The following is a 20596-nucleotide window of genomic DNA, read 5'->3' on the forward strand; positions in this document are numbered from 1 at the left end:
ATCCCATCTATATGAAAAAGAAAATATTCCTGGCAGTGTTTCTCTGTTGCGGCATGTTTGCAGCAATGGCGCAGACTGCTGCCGACTCTCTTGCCATCGTTTCTGCCGATTGGCAGACTGAGCCCCTGCAGAAAGGGATGCTTTATAAAAAGGCAGTATTCAGTTCTTTGTATGGAGTTCCTCAGGAAGTGTCTATTTTTGAAATATCCCCGAAGCGCTACCGTTTCGATGTGCTCGTCCACAATCCCAAGGAGGAGACCAGTATAGCCGCCCGGCATGCAGGTGCGGTGGCGGCCATCAATGGCTCCTATTTTGATATGAAAGCCGGAAATTCCGTCTGCTATCTGCGTAAGGACGGGGTGGTGATAGATACTACCTCTACTGGGGTTCTGGCAACAGTGTCCAATGGAGCTGTACTTATAAAGAAGGGCAGGCTGGAACTGATTCCCTGGAGCAAGCAGGAAGAAAAGGCATGTACTTTGAAAAAAGGCACTGTGCTGGCTTCCGGCCCTTTGATGCTGAAGGACGGGCAAGTGTGCGACTTGTCCGGGACTAACCGGAATTTTGTAGATACCAAGCATCCCCGCAGTGCTGTGGCGCTGACAAGAGAAGGAAAAATCCTGCTTATTGTTGTTGACGGACGTCGGAAGGGAAAAGCGGAAGGTATCAATATACCCGAGCTTGCCCATATGATTCGTATATTGGGCGGGGAGGATGCGTTGAATCTGGACGGCGGCGGTTCTTCTACGCTGTGGAGTGGGGCGTTGCCGGATAAGGGAATAGCCAATACCCCGAGTGGCAGTGCAGAGCGTAAGGTTGCCAATTCTCTTTGTGTGTACGAATAAGTTAGGGAAGTAAATGGATAAATCTTAAGTTTTTTGTAATTTTGCCGTCGCATCGAGGTGACATTAGATGCGGCAACTTATTATATTAATTAGCGTATTAACAATATGTACACAGTCATCAAACGTATGGAAGTGTCGGCTGCCCATAGCCTGAAACTTTCTTATCGCAGTAAGTGTGAGAATCTGCACGGTCACAACTGGATTATCACTGTCTATTGCCGTTCCAAAGAGCTGAATGCGGACGGAATGGTGGTAGACTTCAGTCACATCAAGCAGGTGGTAAAGGAACAGCTGGATCATCATAATCTTAATGAAGTGCTGTCCTTCAATCCCACAGCCGAGAACATAGCCCGTTGGATATGCGACCAGATACCCACTTGCTTCAAGGTAGAGGTGCAGGAGTCGGAATCAAACATTGCCGTCTATGAGGAAGATTAATGAGATATTCTACAGTTTGCAGGGAGAAGGATACCATACGGGTACCCCGGCTGTCTTTATCCGTTTTTCCGGTTGTAACCTGAAGTGCCCCTTCTGTGATACGCAGCATGAGGACGGCATACTGATGTCCGATGAAGATATCGTAACAGAAGTTAGTAGATACCCTGCCGCTACCGTGATACTGACCGGTGGAGAACCCTCCCTTTGGATTGACCGTGAATTTGTGGATTGTCTGCACCAGGCGGGAAAGTATGTCTGCATTGAAACAAACGGTACCCATCCGCTGCCGGATAATATAGATTGGGTGACCTGCTCTCCCAAGCAGGGGGTAAAGCTGGAAATTACGCGTATGAATGAAGTGAAGGTGGTGTATGAAGGGCAGGATATTACTGTTTATGAGCAGTTGCCCGCCGGGCATTTCTTTCTTCAGCCTTGCTCTTGCAGCAATACGGCCGAAACGGTGGATTGCGTGATGAAGCATCCTAAGTGGAGACTTAGTTTGCAGACACATAAGCTGATAGATATCCGGTAGGCATTTATAAAACGAATAATGGCTGTAAGCAATGCTTACAGCCATTATTCGTTCATGCACGGGAGGAGAGGCTCGAACTCCCGACACCCGGTTTTGGAGACCGGTGCTCTACCAACTGAGCTACTCCCGTGTTTGCGGCTGCAAAGGTAATGCAAACTTTCAAATATGCAAGTAACAGACGTACTTATTTTATAAAGAAAGTTGCTTACAACATCTGTAAGTCCTGATACATAATGCGATACGCTGCTGCTTTTTTTTCCAGTGCCAGCGGGTAGGCTCTTGAGGAAGAAGGCATCCGGTAGAGGCGCATCGGATGGTTTTCGAAAAGAAACTCCGTGAAGTCGCCTACTTTGGGCTTGTCGATGGAAAACTGCGTGCACAGCGTGTCCGTTGCCTTCTCGCCGGTGGTAACGATAGCCTTGCATTGCGGTATCCGGTGTAGCAGGGCAGGGACGTCCGTGGGTTGCACCACTTCCAGAAACTTATCCGAGGCGTTGTCCTGCAGGCGCCGTATGGCAGAGGCTGTGTCGAACAAGGCAATACCCTTTTCCTGCAGGAAACTGATGAGGCGTTCTTTGCAGAAAGCCTTCTTCGTCTTGTCTACAAAATAATCCTTGTCATTGAAGAAAAGGAACCCGGTAATCCTCCACATGTCATTGTTCCAGTTGGGGTAGTAAAACTCCATGGACCACCGCTTTTTCTGCGGAGGAAAGCTTCCCAGCATCAGCAGACGGGCGTTGCCGGGAAGGAAGGGTTCTAAAGGGTGTTGTTCTATTTCCATACTTTCCAATTTCATTGTTCTGCCTGCAAAAGTACGGAATATATCTTGGATATGCTATCCTGCAATGTCCTGATTGCTCATTCTGTCGGTGATTTGGAAGGGGAAATCAGGATATTCGTAGAGGCTGAACCGGGATTCTGTCTTGCCTTCCGTATAGTTCCAGATGGTGGCATATTCTTCGGCGTCTTCTCCCATGGCCTGCAGTTGGCGGAGGTAGGAGGCTATGGACTTGTTCTCTACGATATATATTTGTCCCAGCCGGTCTATTATAGGGCTGTGGTGCCGGGTGCTGTCATGGTCGAAACGCAGGATGCGCTTGCCTTCGGGAGTGATGCCTACCATGTTGAAGGTCATGCTCTTGCCGATGGCGGGCAGGTTGAGCACATTGCGGTCGGTGGCGAGGAAAGGCAGGTGGTGCGTTTTCAGGAAACGCCGGATGCAGCCTGCCGGGTCATGGACGGTTCCAAGCAGTACGGACAGATTATGGGCATCTTCCTTGGTCAGCTTCCCGAAGCGCTTTTCTTCCCGTTGCTCTTGTACGGAACGGCTGTTGGGGGTAAACACGGCATTGTTTTCTTCAAAACCTTTCACGGAGAAGGTGTAGTAGCAAACCACTCCCAACTGATTGAGCACTTGCCGCAGGCGGGTAGTATGCCCCCGGCGGGATGCAGCTACGTTGTATACCAGTTGGTTGTCAATGAGCCAGCCTGCCGCCAGCAGTTTGCGTATTCCTTCGGCAGCTTCCGGAGTGACTTCGAGCGGGGTTTGGAAATGTGTCTGGATAATGAACTGGTGGATGCCGATGGTAGACGCCTTTTCCTTGAATTCCCTTAGAATCTCCACCAGCCCGTCATTGATGCGCATGGGCAGGTAGGCGGGGAGGCGTGAGCCGAGGCGTACACGTTGCAGCTCTGCATACTTTTCTCCTTCGGGCCGTTCCTGATTGGCTTTCCGCTTGCGGACTGCCATGCGGTAGACGGCGTCTAATATGTTGCCCAGCGTCTTGTTTTGGCTCATCAGTGCGTCACCGCCGGTGATGAGAATGTCCCGCAGTTGCGTGTCTTCCTCAAAATAGGCCATCAGCCGACGCAGCTTCTTTTCCCATGTTTCCTTGGGACGCAGGGTGTCAAACTCAAAATTGAGCCGTTTGCTTTGAAAGTCGTACATACGCTGACAAGATGCGCAGAGTCCTCCGCAGGCGCGTCCCATGGTGTCGGGGATGAGGATGGCCACTTCCGGATAACGGCGGTGGATGTTATGCCCGTCGGGCAGCAGCCAGCCGGCGGCATTGGGTTTACCTGGTTCTACGATATCCTCCCGTTCCCAGGCACGTATCTGTCCGTAGGTTTCCACCAGTTGGGGTGAATAGAGTATATAGCTGCGCAGGGCCTCGTCGTCGTATCCGCTGCCGGTGCAGTTCAGCAGTGACAGATAATAGGGGGTGGCGAAGAAAGGCATTCCCTTCTTGCGGGCTTTTGAGAGCAGGTACATGGTTTCGGCAGAAAGGGAGTTGCCGAGAAGACGGTTTAGCTCCGTAGGGCTTTTGACGGCCATGGCAAGATGGAAACGGAAGTCATTCCACCATTCGCTGACGAGGTTGAACTTCTCCTCGTAGCTGAGTCCCTCTTCGAAATGGAAGCGGGAAGCCGGGTTCTTGCGGTGCTCAATCTTCTGCACTAGTGCATGCAGGATGCGTTCCTTGTTCTTTGCACGGATATGCTGCACGTCTTCATCCAGTCCGCTGGGCCAGCGTTCGGTCAGGGTTTTGATTTTCTGTGCGGAGGGCAGAGCGGGGGCGGGTTGGTGGAGGCGTTTGAACTGCTGGAACAAGTCGATGAACAGGTCCGTTTCCGTTTCCTCTTCCCATTGTCCCGTGAGGAAGGAATGCAGCATTGATAAAGTTGATATGGGCAGCTGTTCTCCGATGGAGAGCTCGTGTACTTCCTGCCCGTCAAATTCAATCAAGAGTCGAATTTGCTTACCGGCCTCGCTGTCCACTTCCGGATGTCCGGCAATGTACTCCGCCAGGTTGGCTTTGAAGGCTTCCGCATCGTCGCTTTGAACGGCGATGCTGACCAGTTCAGGGAGTTCGTGCCGATAAAGTTGTTCCAGTTGTGAGAGAGTGAGTGCAAGCATTTTCTTTTGTTTCATAAGCGGTTGTTTTTTTGAAGTTAATATTTATGATGGTTGACGCGGGGTGCGTCCTTGTGTTCCGTGAGGGGAAAATGATTTCATTTGCTAAAAATAACAAAAAAAAGCGGGAAATTTCTTTCCCGCCTTCTTGTTTCTAAAGTTCTTTAGAATTCTTTTTCTTTTATTTCTCTTCGTTGGCTTTCTGTTTCGGTTCCTTTTTGGCCAGCATCACTACGTTGTAAACGTACTCGGTCATCCATTGTTCCGAATATCCCAGACGCTCTTTGTACTGGCGTACTGCCGCTGCCGTTTTGTGTACATCGTCCTTTTTCCATACGGTTTTTGTACAGACGTCGTGTACGGTTTTTTCGGTCATGCTGCGCAGTGCTCCCTTGAAGATGGAAGGCATGCGGAATTTCCACTGCATCAGGTTTCCCATCAGCATCATCAAGTCATTGGAGAAGCCTTGATACATAAAGAGATAACCTTGTACGTCGTTCTGCGTACGGCAGTGCTTCTTGACGGAAGTATCAATTTCCTTGAAGAAGTTTTCACTGATGCCGTAGTCCTGCATCAGCATCTTGCGCGAAGCGGCCTTTTCCGCTTGTCCCAGGCGGCCTCCCTGCGTGGGGATTTTGAACAGACGCTTGAAGTTGGCTACATCCGGCACAAAGCGGATATTGGTGATGCCCAGGTTGGCGGCTATTACAGACTGGAAGTAGACGCGTGTCAGTGACACGAAGTCTTCCACATTCTTCGAAGATACTTCTCCGGTATTCTTGTTGAATAGTTTGGCAAATAAACTCATATCAAATTACGAATTACTGATTACAAATTACAAGACCGCAGGTCATCCAGCGGTTCCGGCTGCAAAAGTACGAAATAAGTTGGTTATCACCAGCACTCTATGTCTTTTTCTACCTCTTTCAGGCGGTTCTTGGTGAAAACGGGGTCTTTGATACCGGCGCTTTTCTGTGCGCGGTAGTCTTCAAGCAGCCTGAAAGCGTATTTTCCGAGCAGGCTGATGGCGATAAGATTGCAGAGCGCCATGAGTCCCATAGTGACGTCGGCAAGGCTCCATGCCAGGTCGAGGGTGGCAACAGCACCGAACATGACCATGCCGCCCACCAGTATACGGTAGATGTTGAGCACCCATTTACGGTGGGTAAGGTAGCGCACATTGGCTTCTCCGTAATAATAATTTCCCAGAATGCTGCTGAATGCGAAGAAGAACAAGGCTACCGCAACGAAGATGGCTCCCAAAGGTCCTATCTCGTTGGTCAGCGCATGCTGGGTAAGCTGTACGCCGTTTGTGGAACCATCCAGTGGAGCACCGCTGAACAGAATGATGAAAGCGGTGCAGGTACATATAATCAGCGTATCGGTAAATACTCCCAGCGTCTGAATCAAGCCTTGCTTCACGGGGTGGCTGACGTGTGCGGTTGCCGCCACATTGGGGGCGGACCCCATACCGGCCTCGTTGCTGAACAGCCCGCGTTTGATGCCCTGCATCAGCGCCATGCCGACACCCCCTCCCAAAGCCTGCTCCCATCCGAAGGCGTGGCCGACAATGAGTGCCAGGACTCCCGGCAGCTCTTTGATGTTCAACAGAACGATGATAAGTGCCAGTGCAATGTATCCCAACGCCATGATGGGGACGATGATGCTGCTGACTTTGGCTATGCGCTGTACGCCTCCAAAGATGATTGTCAGCGTGAGTGCGGTGATGATGCCTCCCACAACGGCATGGTCGAACCCGAAAGCGCCTTCGAAAGCGGCACACAGTGTATTGCTCTGTACCGAGTTGAATGCAAATCCGAAGGTAATGGTGATAAGTACGGCAAACAGTGCCCCCATCCACGGCTGTTTCAGTCCCTTACGCATATAGTAGGCCGGGCCGCCGATAAAGGAGTCTTTGCCCTTTATCTTATACAATTGGGCCAGTGTAGATTCTACAAACGAGCTGGAAGCACCCAGGAGGGCAATCACCCACATCCAGAATACAGCGCCCGGACCGCCTACTGCAATGGCGGTGGCAACCCCTGCAAGATTGCCCGTACCTACACGGCTGGCAATGGAGATGGCAAATGCCTGGAACGATGAGATATGCTTTTCCTTGGCATCGCCTTTCCCGCCCGAGTCGCCCAGCAGACGTACCATTTCCTTTATCATCCGGAACTGTACAAAGCGGGTTCTCAGCGTAAACCATACGGCGCATCCCAACAGCAGGGCAACGAGGATGTAGGTCCAGAGCAGGTCGTTTATCAGATTTATTATTCCCATAATGTATATGTACAGTTATCTATTTGTAGTAAAAAAAACTCACACAAAACAAGTGCTACCCTCTGTCGTTACTTTAGGCTGCTTCTGTCGTTATTCAAGGCTACCTCTGTCGTTAACTGAGATAGATTTCTTGCAAGTCGGTGATAATCAACGTGGTATGAGCTCGTGTGCTGCGATTTGTACCATGGACAAATCTGGACAAACCTGACGGAATCTCCTTGCCTATTTCAGCTTGAAGTGAAATTTGTGTCCTTCAAACACCGGTTCCACTATGTCATAACGAACAAACTTTGCCAGCAGATGTTCGGCGGCGCGTCGGGAAAGATGCGCCAGGCGGCAGTAACGGTTCAGTGAAAGGCGGTCGTTCTCTTCCAGCAGATTGAGCAACAGCTGTTCCCGTTCGGTATATTCTATCAGTTCTCCTTTCGGACTTCCGCTTTGCTGCCAGACGCGCAGATGGACGGGAGTAGCCAGGATGTTCTCATCCTTGATGCGGAGATAGGCCAAGTATTTTCCCGTTTCGTCCTTGGCATATACCGGCTTCCGGTCACTTTCCTCGATTTGTACCACCAGCACACTACGGCCTTCCACCTGATAGGTCTGCATGGTATAGTTCACCTCGGGGCTGCAATAAAGTCCGGCAGCCGCTTCTATCATATATTGTTCTTCGTCCGAACGGACACCGGCAATTTTCCCGTTATCTTTCACTCCGATGAGCAGTTTTCCACCGTCTGTATTGGCAAAGGCTGAAAGGGTTTTGGCTATCTTGCGGGCGTCGGATATTTCGAACTTGAAATCCTGCTGTTGGTGCTCTCCTTCGGCTATGAGAGCGTGTATATATTCGGTGTCAGTAAGCGTTTTCATGCTTGCAAAAGTAGATAAAAAATGCGTAAGAGCCCCTTTTTGCGGCGATTTTACCGAATATTTCAAAAAAAATATCGTTTTTCTGCATTTATTTCAAGAAAGAATGTATTTTTGCCAGACATTATTAACGAAGTAATTTAAAAAGGATTATGAAAGAATTAGTTGAAAAAGTAGCTGCATTGTATGCAGACTTCTCAAAAGATGCAAACGCTCAGTTGGAAAACGGTAACAAGGCAGCAGGAACTCGCGCTCGTAAGGCTTCTTTGGAAATCGAAAAAGCTATGAAGGAATTCCGCAAAGCATCTTTGGAAGCTTCTAAGAAGTAAGAAAAAAAGCATATTTGATGCTGCGAAAGACTGCCACTACTGGCGGTCTTTTTTGTTTTTGAAAAGTATTATTGCTACTTTTGACGCAGGTATTATGGATGAAAACGTTCTCAATAAACTGAAGATACTGGCAGAGTCGGCAAAGTATGACGTCTCTTGCTCCTCCAGTGGTACGGTGCGCTCCGGCAAGGCAGGCATGCTGGGGAACACTGTGGGTGGCTGGGGCATCTGCCATAGTTTTGCCGAGGACGGCCGTTGTATCTCCCTGCTCAAAGTGATGCTTACCAATTATTGCATCTACGACTGCGCCTACTGCATCAACCGCCGCAGCAACGACCTGCCGCGTGCCACGCTGTCGGTGACCGAGCTTGTAGACCTCACCATGGAGTTCTATCGCCGCAACTATATCGAAGGGCTTTTCCTGAGCAGTGGGGTGGTGCGTAATCCCGATTACACGATGGAACGTCTGGTGCGCGTTGCCAAGGACCTCCGCACTATCCATCGTTTCAACGGATATATCCATCTGAAAAGCATTCCCGGTGCCAGCCGCGAACTGGTGAATGAGGCAGGGCTTTATGCCGACCGTCTCAGCGTCAATGTCGAGATACCGAAGGAGGAGAACCTGAAACTGCTTGCCCCGGAGAAAGACCATAAGAGTGTATATGCGCCTATGCGCTACATCCAGCAGGGAGTCCTTGAAAGTTCGGAAGAACGCAAGAAACACCGCTACGCTCCCCGTTTCGCTCCTGCCGGACAAAGCACACAGATGATAGTAGGCGCTACCGCCGAGACGGACAAGGATATTCTGTATCTTTCGTCGGCCCTCTACAAGGGACCTACGATGCGGCGTGTCTACTATTCGGGCTATATTTCCGTCAATACCTACGATAAGCGCCTGCCGGCATTGAAACAGCCCCCTTTGGTGCGCGAAAACCGCCTTTACCAAGCTGACTGGCTGATGCGCTTCTATCAGTTCAAGGTGGAGGAAATAGTGGATGATGCCTACCCGGACCTTGATTTGGAGATTGACCCCAAGCTGTCCTGGGCTTTGCGCCATCCCGAGCAGTTTCCGGTCGATGTGAACAAGGTGGATTATGAGATGTTGCTCCGCGTGCCGGGCATCGGCGTGAAGTCGGCACGGCTGATAGTGGCTTCCCGACGTTTCTCCAAGATAGGTTTCTACCAGTTGAAGAAGATAGGGGTGGTGATGAAGAAGGCGCAGTATTTCATTACCTGCTGCGAGTTGCCGATGTGCACGGTCAATGAGCTGACTCCGCAAGGGGTACGCAGTCTCCTGTTGCCCAAACCGAACAAGAAAAAAGTGGATGAGAGGCAGTTGATGCTTGATTTTGGCGAATGAATATCTTTTTATACGATAAGACTTTTGAGGGATTGCTGACTTCTGTTTTTGAAGCCTATTCCCGCCGCATTTTCCCCGATGCACTGTTGTTGGAGGGAGAGCCTCTACCATTGTTCTACGATGAAATATTTACAGTGATAACCGATGAGGAGAAGTCCGGTCGCGTCTGGCGCGGATTGCAGAAGAAGCTGTCGTCTGCGGCACTTGCCTGCCTCGCCCAATGCTGGCTGGCAGAGGAACCGGAAACTCCCATGCTACTGTTCCGCTATATTCGCAAGGCGATAGATGCTCCTCGCTCCATTGAAACGAACTTTGCCGACCCTGATGTGCTGGAGTTCTCCCGTATGTGGAAGCGGGTGGATTGGGAGCGTATACGCCTGCTTCAGTTTGTCCGCTTCCAGAAGGCTGCGGACGGTACTTTCTTTGCTGCCGTCGAGCCCGAAAAGAATGCCCTTCCTTTGGTGACGGGGCATTTCAAGGACCGTTTTGCCGACCAGCGTTGGCTGATTTATGACATCAGGCGAGCCTATGGGTACTATTACGACTTGAAGGAGGTGCGCCAGGTGACTTTTGGTGAGGACAGTCGCGAAGGACATCTTGTCACCGGCATGCTCGACGAAAGTCTGATGGACGGAGACGAACAGCTTTTCCAGTCTCTCTGGAAAACCTATTTCAAGGCAATCTGCATCAAGGAACGCCTCAATCCCCGGAAGCACAAGCAGGACATGCCCGTGCGCTATTGGAAATATCTGACGGAAAAACAGCAGTGATTCCCTTTATTCGATTTTCTCCACTGTCACTTCGGGAAATTCCTGCATCAGTTGCAGCAAATATCCCTCATCATAGCTTTTCTTGGATTTGATGACCATGGTCACTTGATAGTTGGTGTACTCTCCCTGCACTTGCCGGTCCAGGTTGTAGGACACCACCAGATAGTCTTTGGAGTTGAATCGCCGGGACACTTGCGGCAGTATCTCTTTGCTGGAAGTGGAAAAGGTTATCACGGAACTTTTCATGCCAATGCTTTTGAAAATAAGGCTCAACAGTTCGAGCCCTGCCAGAGTCAGCAGGGTGGCGGCAATGCTGATGGTGTACATTCCTGCACCTACTGCCAATCCGATGCCTGCAGTAGCCCATATTCCTGCGGCTGTTGTCAGTCCCCTGACTATCTGTTTCTGGAAAATGATGGTACCCGCACCGATGAATCCGATACCGCTGACTACTTGTGCGGCAACACGGCTGGGGTCCAGCGTCACACTGCTTTCCTTGATGATTTCCTGAAAACCATATTGGGATACAATCATGATGAGCGCGCTTCCCAATGATACCAGGAAATGGGTGCGGTAGCCTGCTTCTTTGGCACGGTATTCCCGGTCCAGTCCGATAATGGCACCCAATATTCCGGCTACCAGCAACCTGAGCACAAAATCAAAGTTTAACATCATCATCGTATCCTCTCTTTCTTTTTTATTAATTGATGACCCAATTCTTATTGTGGGGCACTGTTTTCTTGGGGTTGTAATGCATTCCGGCTTGTGTCGGTATTTTTAGTATGTATGTACGTCCGCTTTTATTCATCAGCGAGGTATCCCGCAGCCACGGATTGGCATCTTTCAGTTGGGCATAGGTGATGCCTTTATCTTTGGCAAACTGTGCCAGGTTGCCGATGCCCGTTGTGACGGTCACTTCCGTGTAGGGGATGGGCGGATAAAGATGTTCCCGTTTCAACAGAAAGCCGTACTGCTGTGGATTGCTGATGACTGCTTTGGCTGCCAGCAGGCGGAACATGTAGCGCGAAGTCTCTTCTACCAGCCATAAGTCGACAGCCTGGTCCACCATTTGCTTCTGCAGCTGTGTGGAGATGCGTCCTTGCCCGGCATTGTAGGCGGCGGCTACGCACAGCCAGTTCCCGTATTTCTGATAAGCATCTTTCAGGTACTTGCAGGCTGCTTTGGTCTCTTTCTCGATATGGTATCGTTCGTCGATGTTGCTGTTCACCTCCAGTCCGAATTCGCGTCCGGTGGCAGGCATGAACTGCCATAGGCCGGCGGCACCCGCAGGCGATTTGGCAAGCGGGTTCAGGTTGCTTTCTATCACAGCGAGGTACTTGAAGTCATCGGGAAGGCCGTTGGCTTTTAGTATAGGCTCTATGACGGGGAAGTAGCGGTTGGCACGCTTCACCATGAGCATGGTGGTGGAGTGCATGTAGGTGAAGGACATCAGTTCGCGGTCCATACGTTCGCGGTGGTCGTAGCGAAGCAGGTCAATAGCTTGTCCGGCAAAAGTGATCTTGTCCGGTACGCTGGGGGAGGTCACGCAGTAGGGAACTTCGGATTTCACGGAATCGCGTTCGGGATTCAGCGTACTGCTGCCTGCGAGGAAGGGGAGGCTGGAACCTGCGCACAGTGCAATGGCAGCGGTAAGCACGATATATTTTGAATTTTTCTTCATGTCTGTATGTATATTTCTGTTTGGAGACGTGAAGATACGAAATCAATTCGTTATAGGCAACCTTTCCCATAGCCATCGTGGAATCATACGCCAAAAAAATACCAGTACCCGGTAGCGTCCGTCAATGACAACTACCCGTCTCTTTTCTCTTAAAGCCTTGATTATGTGCTGTGCTACACGGTCTGCTTTCATCAGCATCGGGTATTTCCCGCTTTTCAATAAATCGGTGGCAACAAATCCCGGACGGATGTCGGTGAAGTGTATATCAAGATGCTGCATCCGGGCAAGTTGTGCCAGCGCTTCGATATAGGTATTCTGGAAGCGTTTGGTGGCAGAGTAGGCCGGTGCAACGCCCAGTCCTTTAGTGCCTGCAATGGAACTGATGACAGCAATATGTCCGGAGCCTTTTTCCTTGAAATAGTTGAAGGCGGCAGTCACCATGCGGGTAAATCCCTCTACATTGGTACGTGCCGTGTTCAGTTCGATGTCCGGTTGTAAGTCCCGGTTTTGATGTCCCACGCCGGAACTGAGGAAAAACAGGTCTATGCCTCCCAGCTTTTTTATCAGGTTATGGAGGTGTAGAGTCGCTGTCTCTTCCGTAACGTCCAGCTGTTCCGTGACTATCCGGTCGGGTGCGGTGGCTTGCAGGGCATGCAATGCTTCCTCTCTTCTGCCGGCAATACCTATATGCCAGCCTTGTTGTACAAGTATCCTGGCTACTTCTTGTCCGATGCCTGAAGTGGCACCGATGATGATGGCTTTCTGCATGATGATAGGGGATTATCCGATGACGGTTGCTACAATTCTTCTTCCTCCGCCCCGGTTGCGGAACTCGCAGAGATAGATGCCTTGCCAGATACCTATGTTCAGACGCCCATTGGTGATGGGGATGGTGAGGCTGGTTCCGCTGAGGGTTGCCTTGGCATGGGCGGGCATATCGTCATCGCCTTCGCATGTATGTTGGTAATAAGGTTCCCGTTCTTTTACGAGGCGGTTGAAGATGGCTTCCATATCTGTCTGTACGTCAGGGTCTGCATTCTCGTTGATGGTGAGGCCTGCGCTTGTATGCTTGATGAACAGATGCAGGATTCCGGCAGACGGAAGCGGTGGAAGGTTGCGTATAATCTCCTCTGTCACCAGGTGAAAGCCACGCCGGCGAGGGGTTAGGGTAAATTCTTTCTGTGCGGTCATAAATCATTGTTTTTCGTTTGTTGTCAGGATGGTCTTGTCCGGCAGGGCAGTTCCACGGTGAATGTGCTTCCCACTCCCATTGTCGAATCTACGGTAATCACTCCATTCATTTTCTCAACGATGGATTTGCAGATGGAGAGTCCTAATCCGGCACCTTGGGCAAAAGAGTCCACCTTTTCAAACCGTTCGAATATCATTCCCAGTTTGTCGGGGGGAATACCGCATCCAGTATCGGAAACACTGATTCTTATTCCGTCTGTGTCCGTTTCGTAGTACACTTCGATATGTCCCTGCACGGTGTTTTTCAGTGCATTCGATATGAAGTTGTTCAGTATCTGTTTGATGCGCATCGGGTCGTGCTCTATCTGGCCGGGGGCTGCCGGATACCTGGCAAAGAGTTTCACTCCTGCCGGAACGTTCCGTTCGTACTCGGTAATACTTTCCTCGATGAGTTCTGCCGGATTGAACCATTCGGAATGGAGCTCTATGTGTCCGGCCTCTATCTTGGAAAGGTCCAGAACGTCGTTGATTAGTTTGAGCAACAGTTGGTTGTTGTGGTTTATCAAAGAGATGTACTGTTCCCTTTCCTGCTCGTTTTCCACGTAGTGCAGCAGGCTGGAGAAACCGATAATCGCATTTAGCGGCGTGCGGATTTCATGGCTCATATTGGCAAGGAAAGCGGATTTCAGCCGGTCTGCCTCTTCGGCCTTTTCCTTGGCTTGTATCAGCATTGCTTCCGTCTTCTTTAATTGGGTGATGTCATAATTGATGCAGATAATCTCTATGATGTTCTGTTCAGGCATGTAGCGTTCTACAATGATGTTGACGTGGGTCCACATGAAAGAACCGTCTTCTTTAAGAACACGTACTTCCCGGCTGAGCTTGTGTGCCAGTCCTCTCTTTACGTTCTGTAGGAAGTCAAGCATGATAGTACGGTTGTCTGGGTGGAGATGATTGTAGGTTCCGATGATTTCGGACAACGGTGTTTCTGTTTTCTCACCCAAGTTCTTGTACCAGCTGCGTTGGGCATAGCCTTGCTCATTAAGAAGGTCATAATTGGCATATCCCACTTTGGCATAGTCATCTATAAGCTCAAAGTGGCTCTCGAACTCTTGTATTTTGTTGTAAGCGACGGTCGTTTCCGTTTTGTCTGCGTTGATTAGCAGATAGTTGGTCAGGTTGTGATTATCGTCGTAAAGGCTTGTGACTTTGGTTACAAGGTCTATGGTGCCCGTCTTCTTCTGTGTCTTGTAGTAATTGTCTATTTTAGAGAAGTCATACCGGAAAGTGAAGTCTGCATTTTCATGTTTTCTTAACTTGCTTTTCATCTCTTCCGGGAAAATCGGATTCTCGAAAATATTAATTCCAAGTAGATCTTCTTTCTGTTTGAGATGGAACATTTCCTGCTCTTTGTCATTCATATCTATCAATATTCCCTCTCGGTTATAGAGCTCAATTCCTACCGGAAGATATTTATAAATATTATGGAGGAGACGGTTACGCTCTTGTAAGGCTTGGGATGCCGATGACATGTCGGGACCGTCTTGTGTTTCGGCAATGCCGTAGACTTTGACATTACCGTTTTCATCGGTTCTCTGCAGGCATATCTTGCTTCTTATCCACGTTGGACCCTCTACTGTGTTGAGCAGATATACAGTCTCTTGTGTCTGCCGGATATTGTCGAAGGAATGTGTGGTAGTATGCCGTTGTTCCTCTTTCAGGATACGTTTGTTGAAATCTTTAAAGCTGATGGTTCCATCCTCATCCAGTCCCAGCAACCGGGAGATATATTCGGAGCAAATGTAGCTTTCGGTCTTTAAATCAGCTTCCCACCATCCCATATTGGCATTGGTCATCATTGCTGACAGTAAGTCATAATCAAATTTAGAATTCATACCGGAATCTTTAATAGTGATGTTTTTGTTCTGTCACAACAATTAAGATATTGACAAAGATACATTATTTCCAAATTAATCTGTGATGAACGGAAATAAAAATAAGGGTTATATGTGTTTTTGGGAAATGGGAAAAAGGTACCCGAGTTTTTGTACTTGCCGGAATAAGACGTATATTTGTTGCAATTTTTACATTCTAACAAGAAAATGCCATGAAGCGTATTGGACTCTTTGTAATAGTTTTTTTCTGCATATCACTCTTACTCCATGCAAGCGGCCCGCGTGTCTTGTTTATCGGAGATTCTATCACGGACGGTAACTGGGGAAATGCCTGCGGGATGCCCAAACCGACTGCGGAGCGAAGCCTTTGGGATATGAACCATATTTACGGTAGCGGCTATATGTATTTGTGTGCAAGTCATTATCAAGGAGATTTTCCGGAAAAGGAATATGCTTTTTTTAACCGTGGCATCAGTGGAAACACTCTCCGGGATTTGGAGAAACGCTGGGAAGAGGATGTCATTGGAATGAAACCGGATGTGCTTTCCGTCTTGGTGGGGACAAACGATGTACATTACTATCTGCAGGGTGACAAAAAAGAGCCTTTTGATTTTGAAGGATGGGAGAAGTGTTACCGTTCCTTGCTTGACCGTTCTTTGCAGGCCAATCCGGAATTGAAGATAGTGCTGGGCACTCCTTTTGTTGCCAATGTCGGCAATATGCGTAAGAGTGAGGACTTTGCAGAACGTGATAGTCTGGTGCGTCGCTGTGCCGCCATCGTAGAGAGGATAGCGAAGGACTATCAGACGGTATTTCTTCCTTATAATGCGATGTTCGATGAAATTCTCGGCACTGCTCCGGCTTCTCAAGACACCTATTGGATTTGGGACGGTATCCACCCCACTCCTGCAGGGCATAAACGAATGGCGGATATGTGGATAAAGCGTGTGAATTTATAATTTATCAATAAAATAGAGAGTAATGGAAAAAGTGATTATCAACTCGTACGAGGATTTTGAAAAGCTGGTAGGCCAGCAAATCGGTGTTTCGGAATATGTAGAGCTCCCTCAGGAGCGTATCAATCTGTTTGCTGATGCGACATTGGACCATCAGTGGATACACGTCGATACGGAACGCGCCAAAGTGGAAAGCCCTTTTAAGAGCACTATTGCACATGGGTATCTCACCTTGTCCATGTTGCCATATCTGTGGAACCAGATTATTGAAGTGAACAACCTGAAGATGATGATTAATTATGGTATGGACAAGATGAAGTTCGGTCAGGCGGTATTGTCCGGACAGAGCATCCGGCTGGTTGCCCATTTGCAATCTCTGTCGAATCTGCGCGGTGTGGCAAAGGCGGAAATAAAATTTGCCATCGAAATACAAGGTGAAAAGAAGAAGGCACTGGAAGGGGTGGCTATATTTTTGTATTATTTCAATTGATTATGCGTAAGATGGTATGCCCCCAATGCAAGGTGGGGGCATTTTTTGTGATGAACGGACAAGGTGAGCGCTTGCCGGTCTACATCTCTGACAAAGGTGAGATTGTACCTAAGGACGGCACCTCCTCGTTGGAGGGATACGACCAGGATACGGTTTATTGTTTGTGCTGTTCCTGGCGCGGGACTCCGAAACGTTTGGTGAGATACTGATGGACATACTCTTGCCACAAATGGCGGAGTGCCGCCACGGGATGGTACAACAGCATCCGTGGTCCGGCATACCGCATGACTTCACGCATCCGTTCTTTCATTTCGGGCTTGTAGCAGTGAATGCTGCATTGCCTGCAGGTGGATTTATTCTCACCGAAAGGACAGCGTGAAAGACGAATGTGGGCATACCCCAGCAGTTCCTCGCATCGGGGACACAATTGCTTGTTGCCTTCCTTTTTCCGGCAGTAAAGGCGGACCATCCGTTCTACTGTCTGTTTTTCCTGCTTGATACGGGACGGCATGTTTATTGTTTGGACTGCCAGCGTTTCAAGGTCGGGAAGAATTCTTTCATACCGGCAATGGCTTCCTCTTTAGTGAAATTCATTCCGGAATCCTTGTTGAATTCGTCGGTGAACTGTGCACAGTGTTCTATCATTTCGTCCATAGTACAGTCTTGTGCAAAATCACCGTGCTGATAGCAATAGGTGCAATATTCCTCGTTGAGGCTACCGTCGGCATTGGTTCCGAGTACTTCTGCGGATGACAAGGGCATTCCGCAGCTTTGGCAAAGTTTAGCTTCCATAATGTGTGGAGTTAAGTGATATGCAAATATAGGATATTATTTTGGTTGAAGCATCCTTTTCAGATAAATCATGTCTTTCAATTGCTTGCCACCTTCAAATATGGGGTGGTCGTAATTATCGATAAAGAAATCGGGTACTCGGTGTGAGTATGCAAATCCGCAGCTTTCATAGAAGGGGATGGTTAGCGGACTGTCTCCAGTGCCGACAAGCATAGTATGGCACCGGTCTTTATAATGTTCAAGAACGAATGCTATCAGTTGTCTTCCATATCCCTGGCGCTGGTATTCCGGATAGACAGCTATGCTCTTTATTTCGTAGATTCCTTTATCCTCGCAGGTGATTACACAAGACGCTTTGACTGTATCATTATCGGATAGGATGAACATCTCTCCCCGTTCCAGATAACGGTCAATCATGGACTCTTGTTCGTCGGCAAGCAGCAGCAGGTCAAGATATTGCTTTTTGTTGCCGGATATGGGATGTATTCTTATCATATTTCTGAATTTCTGGTGTGAAGTTAGTCATTTTCTATTGAATTACAATGGATATCTCTTTTTAACTGTTGAATGGTTGAGAGTTGCCGGTGAACAAAATCTGCCATACGCCGTTCTTCTCATAACATGATAATCTGATGAAGTTATGAGTAAGTTGAAATTCTCTTTTCTGGTTTTGATGCTGATGGTATCAGTCTCGGCTTCTGCCGATTGGGCACCTGCTGATGTACAGGCTGCACTGAAGAAAATGTATCCTACGGCAGATGGTGTTGCCTGGTCGCATGATGAATCTTATTATGTGGCAGATTTCCTGATGAACGGTTTTGATACGAAAGTCTGGTTTGACGGGCAGGCGCAATGGGTAATGCAACAGACGGACTGGGAGACAATGGACGAAGTGCCCCCTGCCGTTTACAATGCTTTTGCCGCCAGTGAATATTCCGGAGGGATGGTGCAGAATGTCACTTGGGTACAGTTTCCCAAATGGCAGTCCATCGTGGCGGTAGAGGTAGGGATGGCAAATCTCCAGACGAAATATCAGATATTGTTTACCCCGACGGGCGAAATCATCCGTGCCCGTAATGTCACCTATACATACAATCCGCTCGGCGCAGCCACTTTCTTGTAACGTCTGTTCGCATACCTGCTGAATTTATCATATCTTTGCCTTCCCAAACCAGACTTTTATGGACAAAGACACTTTTCAGCAGGAGGTTTATAATGTAGTGGCCGCAATCCCTCCGGGGCGGGTGGTGACGTACGGACAGATAGCCTATCTTGTCGGAAGACCTCAATGTTCGCGCATGGTGGGACATGCTATGCACGATGTGCCCGACGGCATGTGTTTGCCCTGCCATCGGGTAGTGAACAGCCAGGGCAGGCTGGCACCGTGCTGGGCGGAACAGCGGGCTTTGCTGGAGGCAGAGGGCGTGACGTTCAGAAAGAATGGGTGTGTGGACATGAAAAAATGCCAGTGGGAATTCATGAAAGAGCAAATACAATAAGATTATGAAATTTATAGGTGCACATGTATCGGCCAGTGGGGGAGTGGAAGCGGCTCCCGTCAATGCCAGTGAGATAGGGGCAAATGCTTTTGCCTTGTTTACCAAGAACCAGCGTCAGTGGGTGGCAAGGCCGCTGACGGAGGAGAGTATCAGGGTGTTTAAGGAAAATTGCGGGAAGCTTGGCTTCGATTCCCGCTATATCCTGCCTCACGACAGTTATCTGATAAATTTAGGGCATCCCGAAGAAGAAGGGTTACAGAAAAGCCGTGCCGCTTTTCTGGATGAGATGCAGCGCTGCGAACAATTAGGGCTGAAGTTACTGAATTTTCATCCGGGCAGCCATCTGAATAAGATTTCCGTGGAAGAGTGTCTGGACAAGGTCGCTGAATCCATTAATCTTATATTGGGCAAGACGCACGATGTGGTGGCTGTCATAGAGAACACAGCCGGGCAGGGTAGCAATGTGGGAAATGAGTTCTGGCAGCTGGGACATATCATTGACCGGGTGGATGACAAGTCTCGCGTTGGAGTTTGCCTTGATACCTGCCACACGTATACAGCAGGCTATGATATAGTGAATGAGTATGACAAGGTGTTTGAGGAGTTTGACGCAGCGGTAGGTTTCGGCTATCTGCGCGGTATACACCTGAATGACTCCAAGAAAGCACTCGGCTCCAGAGTAGACCGTCACGACAGCATCGGCAAGGGGCTGATAGGTATGGATTTCTTCCGGCGCTTTATGCAAGATGTGCGTTTTGACGGTATACCTATTATTTTGGAGACGCCCGATGAATCGCTTTGGGCAGAGGAGATAAAACTGTTGAGAAGCTTTGTCTCCTCTGATTGAGAGACTATGCCCTGAATACACATTCTATACGGTTACCGTCCGGGTCGAGGACGACACTTTCAAAATATCCGTCGCCGGAGGTACGGGGCTCTCCTGCGATGGTATATCCCGCTGTACGTAGCCGTTCTGTCTGTCGGAGGACAGCTTCCTGGCTGTCGAAGGCAAAGGCAAAGTGGGTCAGTCCCAGTCTGTTTTCCTCAATAGGGGTATTCTGTATGTCCGTACGGCTCATCAGTTCCAAATCCGTTCCTTCATCGAAGTGAAGGAAATAAGATTCGAATCCTTTTTTGGGGTTGATGTACTTTTCATTGCTGCTCCCGTTGAAGTAACGTGTGTAGAACTCTTTCATCTCTTCCAGTTGGAAGGTCCAGATGGCGATGTGATGTATCTTCATAAGTTTGCTAAATTATAATCTGTGTTCAATCTGAGTAATCTGTGGTGGGGTTGGTAATTGCAGGTGCAGAATAGGGAAAGGCTTTCCCGTCGGGTCGGTTTCGTCCCGGCCGGCCACTTGGAATCCCATATGTTGGTAAAATCGGCAAGCTTGTCCGTTCTGCTCATTTACATCCACTTTGTGGATGTGTTTTTGGTGGACGGCGTACTCCATGAGCCGTTTTCCGTATCCCTTACCTTGTTGGTCGGGACGGACAAACAACATCTCGATGAGTTCATCGCTCAGTCCCATAAAGGCGGCAATTTCTTCTTTTTCGTTGCGGATGATGTAAAGCTCTACGGCAAGAAAGTACTGCTCTCTTATCAGCGGTTTGTAAAACTGTATATCCTTTTCTGCCAGGAAGTGGTGTGTGCTGCGGACAGAGGCTTCCCAGACGGTCAACAGTTCGTCATAATCTTGTGGGGTAGGTCGGAGTGTCATCATTTATTGCATTACTTTGCTGGTTATTAATCAGTAGAC

At 49.0% G+C, this 20596-nt stretch carries 27 protein-coding genes and 1 tRNA gene; 12 read left to right on the forward strand and 16 right to left on the reverse strand.

Translation table 11 applies throughout. The features are described from left to right. The first annotated feature begins 11 nt into the window (after positions 1–11). From NQ510_RS10120 to NQ510_RS10130, 3 genes are all read left to right on the forward strand, one after another. Entirely contained in the window at positions 12–845 is an 834-nt protein-coding gene (locus tag NQ510_RS10120) for a phosphodiester glycosidase family protein (RefSeq protein WP_005826424.1), read from the forward strand. Between the two features lie 105 nt (positions 846–950). Continuing rightward, positions 951–1283 (forward strand): 6-carboxytetrahydropterin synthase QueD, encoded by a 333-nt coding sequence (gene queD / locus NQ510_RS10125; RefSeq protein ID WP_005826426.1) that lies wholly within the window; start codon positions 951–953, stop codon positions 1281–1283. Then, positions 1270–1815 carry a 7-carboxy-7-deazaguanine synthase QueE gene (locus NQ510_RS10130; RefSeq protein WP_005826427.1) on the forward strand — a complete coding sequence of 182 codons (546 nt, stop codon included), beginning with the start codon at positions 1270–1272 and terminating at the stop codon, positions 1813–1815. The genes queD and NQ510_RS10130 overlap by 14 nt, the downstream gene beginning before the upstream one ends. A 57-nt stretch (positions 1816–1872) precedes the next feature. Here NQ510_RS10130 and NQ510_RS10135 read toward each other — a convergent pair. The 6 genes from NQ510_RS10135 to NQ510_RS10160 form a co-directional block, all read right to left on the reverse strand. Next, positions 1873–1945: transfer RNA gene (locus tag NQ510_RS10135), tRNA-Trp, on the reverse strand. 75 nt (positions 1946–2020) lie between these two features. Next, positions 2021–2596 carry a uracil-DNA glycosylase family protein gene (locus NQ510_RS10140; protein WP_016273281.1) on the reverse strand — a complete coding sequence of 192 codons (576 nt, stop codon included), beginning with the start codon at positions 2594–2596 and terminating at the stop codon, positions 2021–2023. A gap of 54 nt (positions 2597–2650) precedes the next feature. After that, the gene (locus tag NQ510_RS10145) at positions 2651–4747 is read right to left on the reverse strand and encodes a KamA family radical SAM protein (RefSeq protein ID WP_005826438.1); all 2097 of its coding nucleotides are present in this window, start codon (positions 4745–4747) and stop codon (positions 2651–2653) included. A gap of 163 nt (positions 4748–4910) precedes the next feature. Then, positions 4911–5537, reverse strand: a complete 627-nt coding sequence (locus tag NQ510_RS10150) for a hypothetical protein (RefSeq protein WP_005826441.1) — start codon at positions 5535–5537, stop codon at positions 4911–4913. A gap of 86 nt (positions 5538–5623) precedes the next feature. Beyond that, positions 5624–7012 (reverse strand): alanine/glycine:cation symporter family protein, encoded by a 1389-nt coding sequence (locus NQ510_RS10155; protein WP_005826443.1) that lies wholly within the window; start codon positions 7010–7012, stop codon positions 5624–5626. A gap of 222 nt (positions 7013–7234) precedes the next feature. Continuing rightward, positions 7235–7876: an AlbA family DNA-binding domain-containing protein gene (locus tag NQ510_RS10160; protein WP_005826445.1), complete on the reverse strand. Its 642-nt coding sequence runs from the start codon at positions 7874–7876 to the stop codon at positions 7235–7237. 149 nt (positions 7877–8025) lie between these two features. Here NQ510_RS10160 and NQ510_RS10165 point away from each other — a divergent pair, with 149 nt between their 5' ends. From NQ510_RS10165 to NQ510_RS10175, 3 genes are all read left to right on the forward strand, one after another. Continuing rightward, positions 8026–8202, forward strand: a complete 177-nt coding sequence (locus NQ510_RS10165; protein ID WP_005826447.1) for a histone H1 — start codon at positions 8026–8028, stop codon at positions 8200–8202. Between the two features lie 94 nt (positions 8203–8296). Then, positions 8297–9562 carry a putative DNA modification/repair radical SAM protein gene (locus NQ510_RS10170; protein ID WP_034525508.1) on the forward strand — a complete coding sequence of 422 codons (1266 nt, stop codon included), beginning with the start codon at positions 8297–8299 and terminating at the stop codon, positions 9560–9562. Then, positions 9559–10332 carry a TIGR03915 family putative DNA repair protein gene (locus NQ510_RS10175; RefSeq protein WP_005826450.1) on the forward strand — a complete coding sequence of 258 codons (774 nt, stop codon included), beginning with the start codon at positions 9559–9561 and terminating at the stop codon, positions 10330–10332. The genes NQ510_RS10170 and NQ510_RS10175 overlap by 4 nt, the downstream gene beginning before the upstream one ends. 6 nt (positions 10333–10338) lie before the next feature. Here the strand turns inward: NQ510_RS10175 and NQ510_RS10180 are convergent, their stop codons facing one another. The 5 genes from NQ510_RS10180 to NQ510_RS10200 are packed head-to-tail and all read right to left on the reverse strand — an operon-like array spanning position 10339 to position 15099. Further along, complete coding sequence (locus NQ510_RS10180) at positions 10339–11007, reverse strand: MgtC/SapB family protein (protein WP_009036622.1); 669 nt, start codon at positions 11005–11007, stop codon at positions 10339–10341. A 25-nt stretch (positions 11008–11032) separates the two neighbouring features. Continuing rightward, on the reverse strand, positions 11033–12013 hold the full coding sequence (locus NQ510_RS10185; protein ID WP_005826452.1) for a lytic transglycosylase domain-containing protein: 981 nt from the start codon (positions 12011–12013) through the stop codon (positions 11033–11035). 42 nt (positions 12014–12055) lie between these two features. Next, entirely contained in the window at positions 12056–12781 is a 726-nt protein-coding gene (locus NQ510_RS10190) for an SDR family NAD(P)-dependent oxidoreductase (RefSeq protein ID WP_005826453.1), read from the reverse strand. Between the two features lie 12 nt (positions 12782–12793). Then, positions 12794–13204 carry a secondary thiamine-phosphate synthase enzyme YjbQ gene (locus NQ510_RS10195; protein WP_005826454.1) on the reverse strand — a complete coding sequence of 137 codons (411 nt, stop codon included), beginning with the start codon at positions 13202–13204 and terminating at the stop codon, positions 12794–12796. A gap of 23 nt (positions 13205–13227) precedes the next feature. Then, positions 13228–15099: a PAS domain-containing sensor histidine kinase gene (locus NQ510_RS10200; protein WP_005826457.1), complete on the reverse strand. Its 1872-nt coding sequence runs from the start codon at positions 15097–15099 to the stop codon at positions 13228–13230. A 212-nt stretch (positions 15100–15311) separates the two neighbouring features. Here NQ510_RS10200 and NQ510_RS10205 point away from each other — a divergent pair, with 212 nt between their 5' ends. From NQ510_RS10205 to NQ510_RS10215, 3 genes are read left to right on the forward strand one after another with little or no spacing between them, the layout of a single operon-like run. Then, positions 15312–16058, forward strand: a complete 747-nt coding sequence (locus NQ510_RS10205; protein ID WP_005826460.1) for an SGNH/GDSL hydrolase family protein — start codon at positions 15312–15314, stop codon at positions 16056–16058. A gap of 22 nt (positions 16059–16080) precedes the next feature. Next, on the forward strand, positions 16081–16545 hold the full coding sequence (locus NQ510_RS10210; RefSeq protein ID WP_005826461.1) for a MaoC family dehydratase: 465 nt from the start codon (positions 16081–16083) through the stop codon (positions 16543–16545). Positions 16546–16547: 2 nt separating this feature from the next. Beyond that, positions 16548–16754, forward strand: a complete 207-nt coding sequence (locus NQ510_RS10215; protein ID WP_005826462.1) for a hypothetical protein — start codon at positions 16548–16550, stop codon at positions 16752–16754. Here the strand turns inward: NQ510_RS10215 and NQ510_RS10220 are convergent. The 3 genes from NQ510_RS10220 to NQ510_RS10230 are packed head-to-tail and all read right to left on the reverse strand — an operon-like array spanning position 16700 to position 17832. Continuing rightward, positions 16700–17056 (reverse strand): nitrous oxide-stimulated promoter family protein, encoded by a 357-nt coding sequence (locus NQ510_RS10220; protein ID WP_034525499.1) that lies wholly within the window; start codon positions 17054–17056, stop codon positions 16700–16702. The two genes, NQ510_RS10215 and NQ510_RS10220, sit on opposite strands and share 55 nt — an antisense overlap. 2 nt (positions 17057–17058) lie before the next feature. Further along, positions 17059–17337, reverse strand: coding sequence for a zinc ribbon domain-containing protein (locus NQ510_RS10225; protein ID WP_005826465.1), 279 nt, complete (start codon positions 17335–17337; stop codon positions 17059–17061). A gap of 36 nt (positions 17338–17373) precedes the next feature. Next, complete coding sequence (locus tag NQ510_RS10230; RefSeq protein ID WP_005826468.1) at positions 17374–17832, reverse strand: GNAT family N-acetyltransferase; 459 nt, start codon at positions 17830–17832, stop codon at positions 17374–17376. A gap of 145 nt (positions 17833–17977) precedes the next feature. Here NQ510_RS10230 and NQ510_RS10235 point away from each other — a divergent pair, with 145 nt between their 5' ends. Genes NQ510_RS10235 through nfo form a run of 3 tightly spaced genes read left to right on the forward strand, consistent with a single transcriptional unit; the run spans position 17978 to position 19683 of the window. After that, positions 17978–18460, forward strand: coding sequence for a PepSY-like domain-containing protein (locus NQ510_RS10235; protein ID WP_005826470.1), 483 nt, complete (start codon positions 17978–17980; stop codon positions 18458–18460). A gap of 58 nt (positions 18461–18518) precedes the next feature. Beyond that, positions 18519–18836, forward strand: coding sequence for an MGMT family protein (locus NQ510_RS10240; RefSeq protein ID WP_005826471.1), 318 nt, complete (start codon positions 18519–18521; stop codon positions 18834–18836). 4 nt (positions 18837–18840) lie between these two features. Beyond that, positions 18841–19683 (forward strand): deoxyribonuclease IV, encoded by an 843-nt coding sequence (nfo, locus tag NQ510_RS10245; RefSeq protein WP_005826472.1) that lies wholly within the window; start codon positions 18841–18843, stop codon positions 19681–19683. Between the two features lie 4 nt (positions 19684–19687). Here nfo and NQ510_RS10250 read toward each other — a convergent pair whose 3' ends face one another. Next, positions 19688–20077, reverse strand: coding sequence for a VOC family protein (locus NQ510_RS10250; protein ID WP_005826473.1), 390 nt, complete (start codon positions 20075–20077; stop codon positions 19688–19690). Between the two features lie 12 nt (positions 20078–20089). Then, positions 20090–20560, reverse strand: coding sequence for a GNAT family N-acetyltransferase (locus NQ510_RS10255; protein ID WP_005826474.1), 471 nt, complete (start codon positions 20558–20560; stop codon positions 20090–20092). Positions 20561–20596 lie beyond the last annotated feature (36 nt).

Source organism: Bacteroides uniformis, assembly GCF_025147485.1.
GTDB lineage: Bacteria > Bacteroidota > Bacteroidia > Bacteroidales > Bacteroidaceae > Bacteroides > Bacteroides uniformis.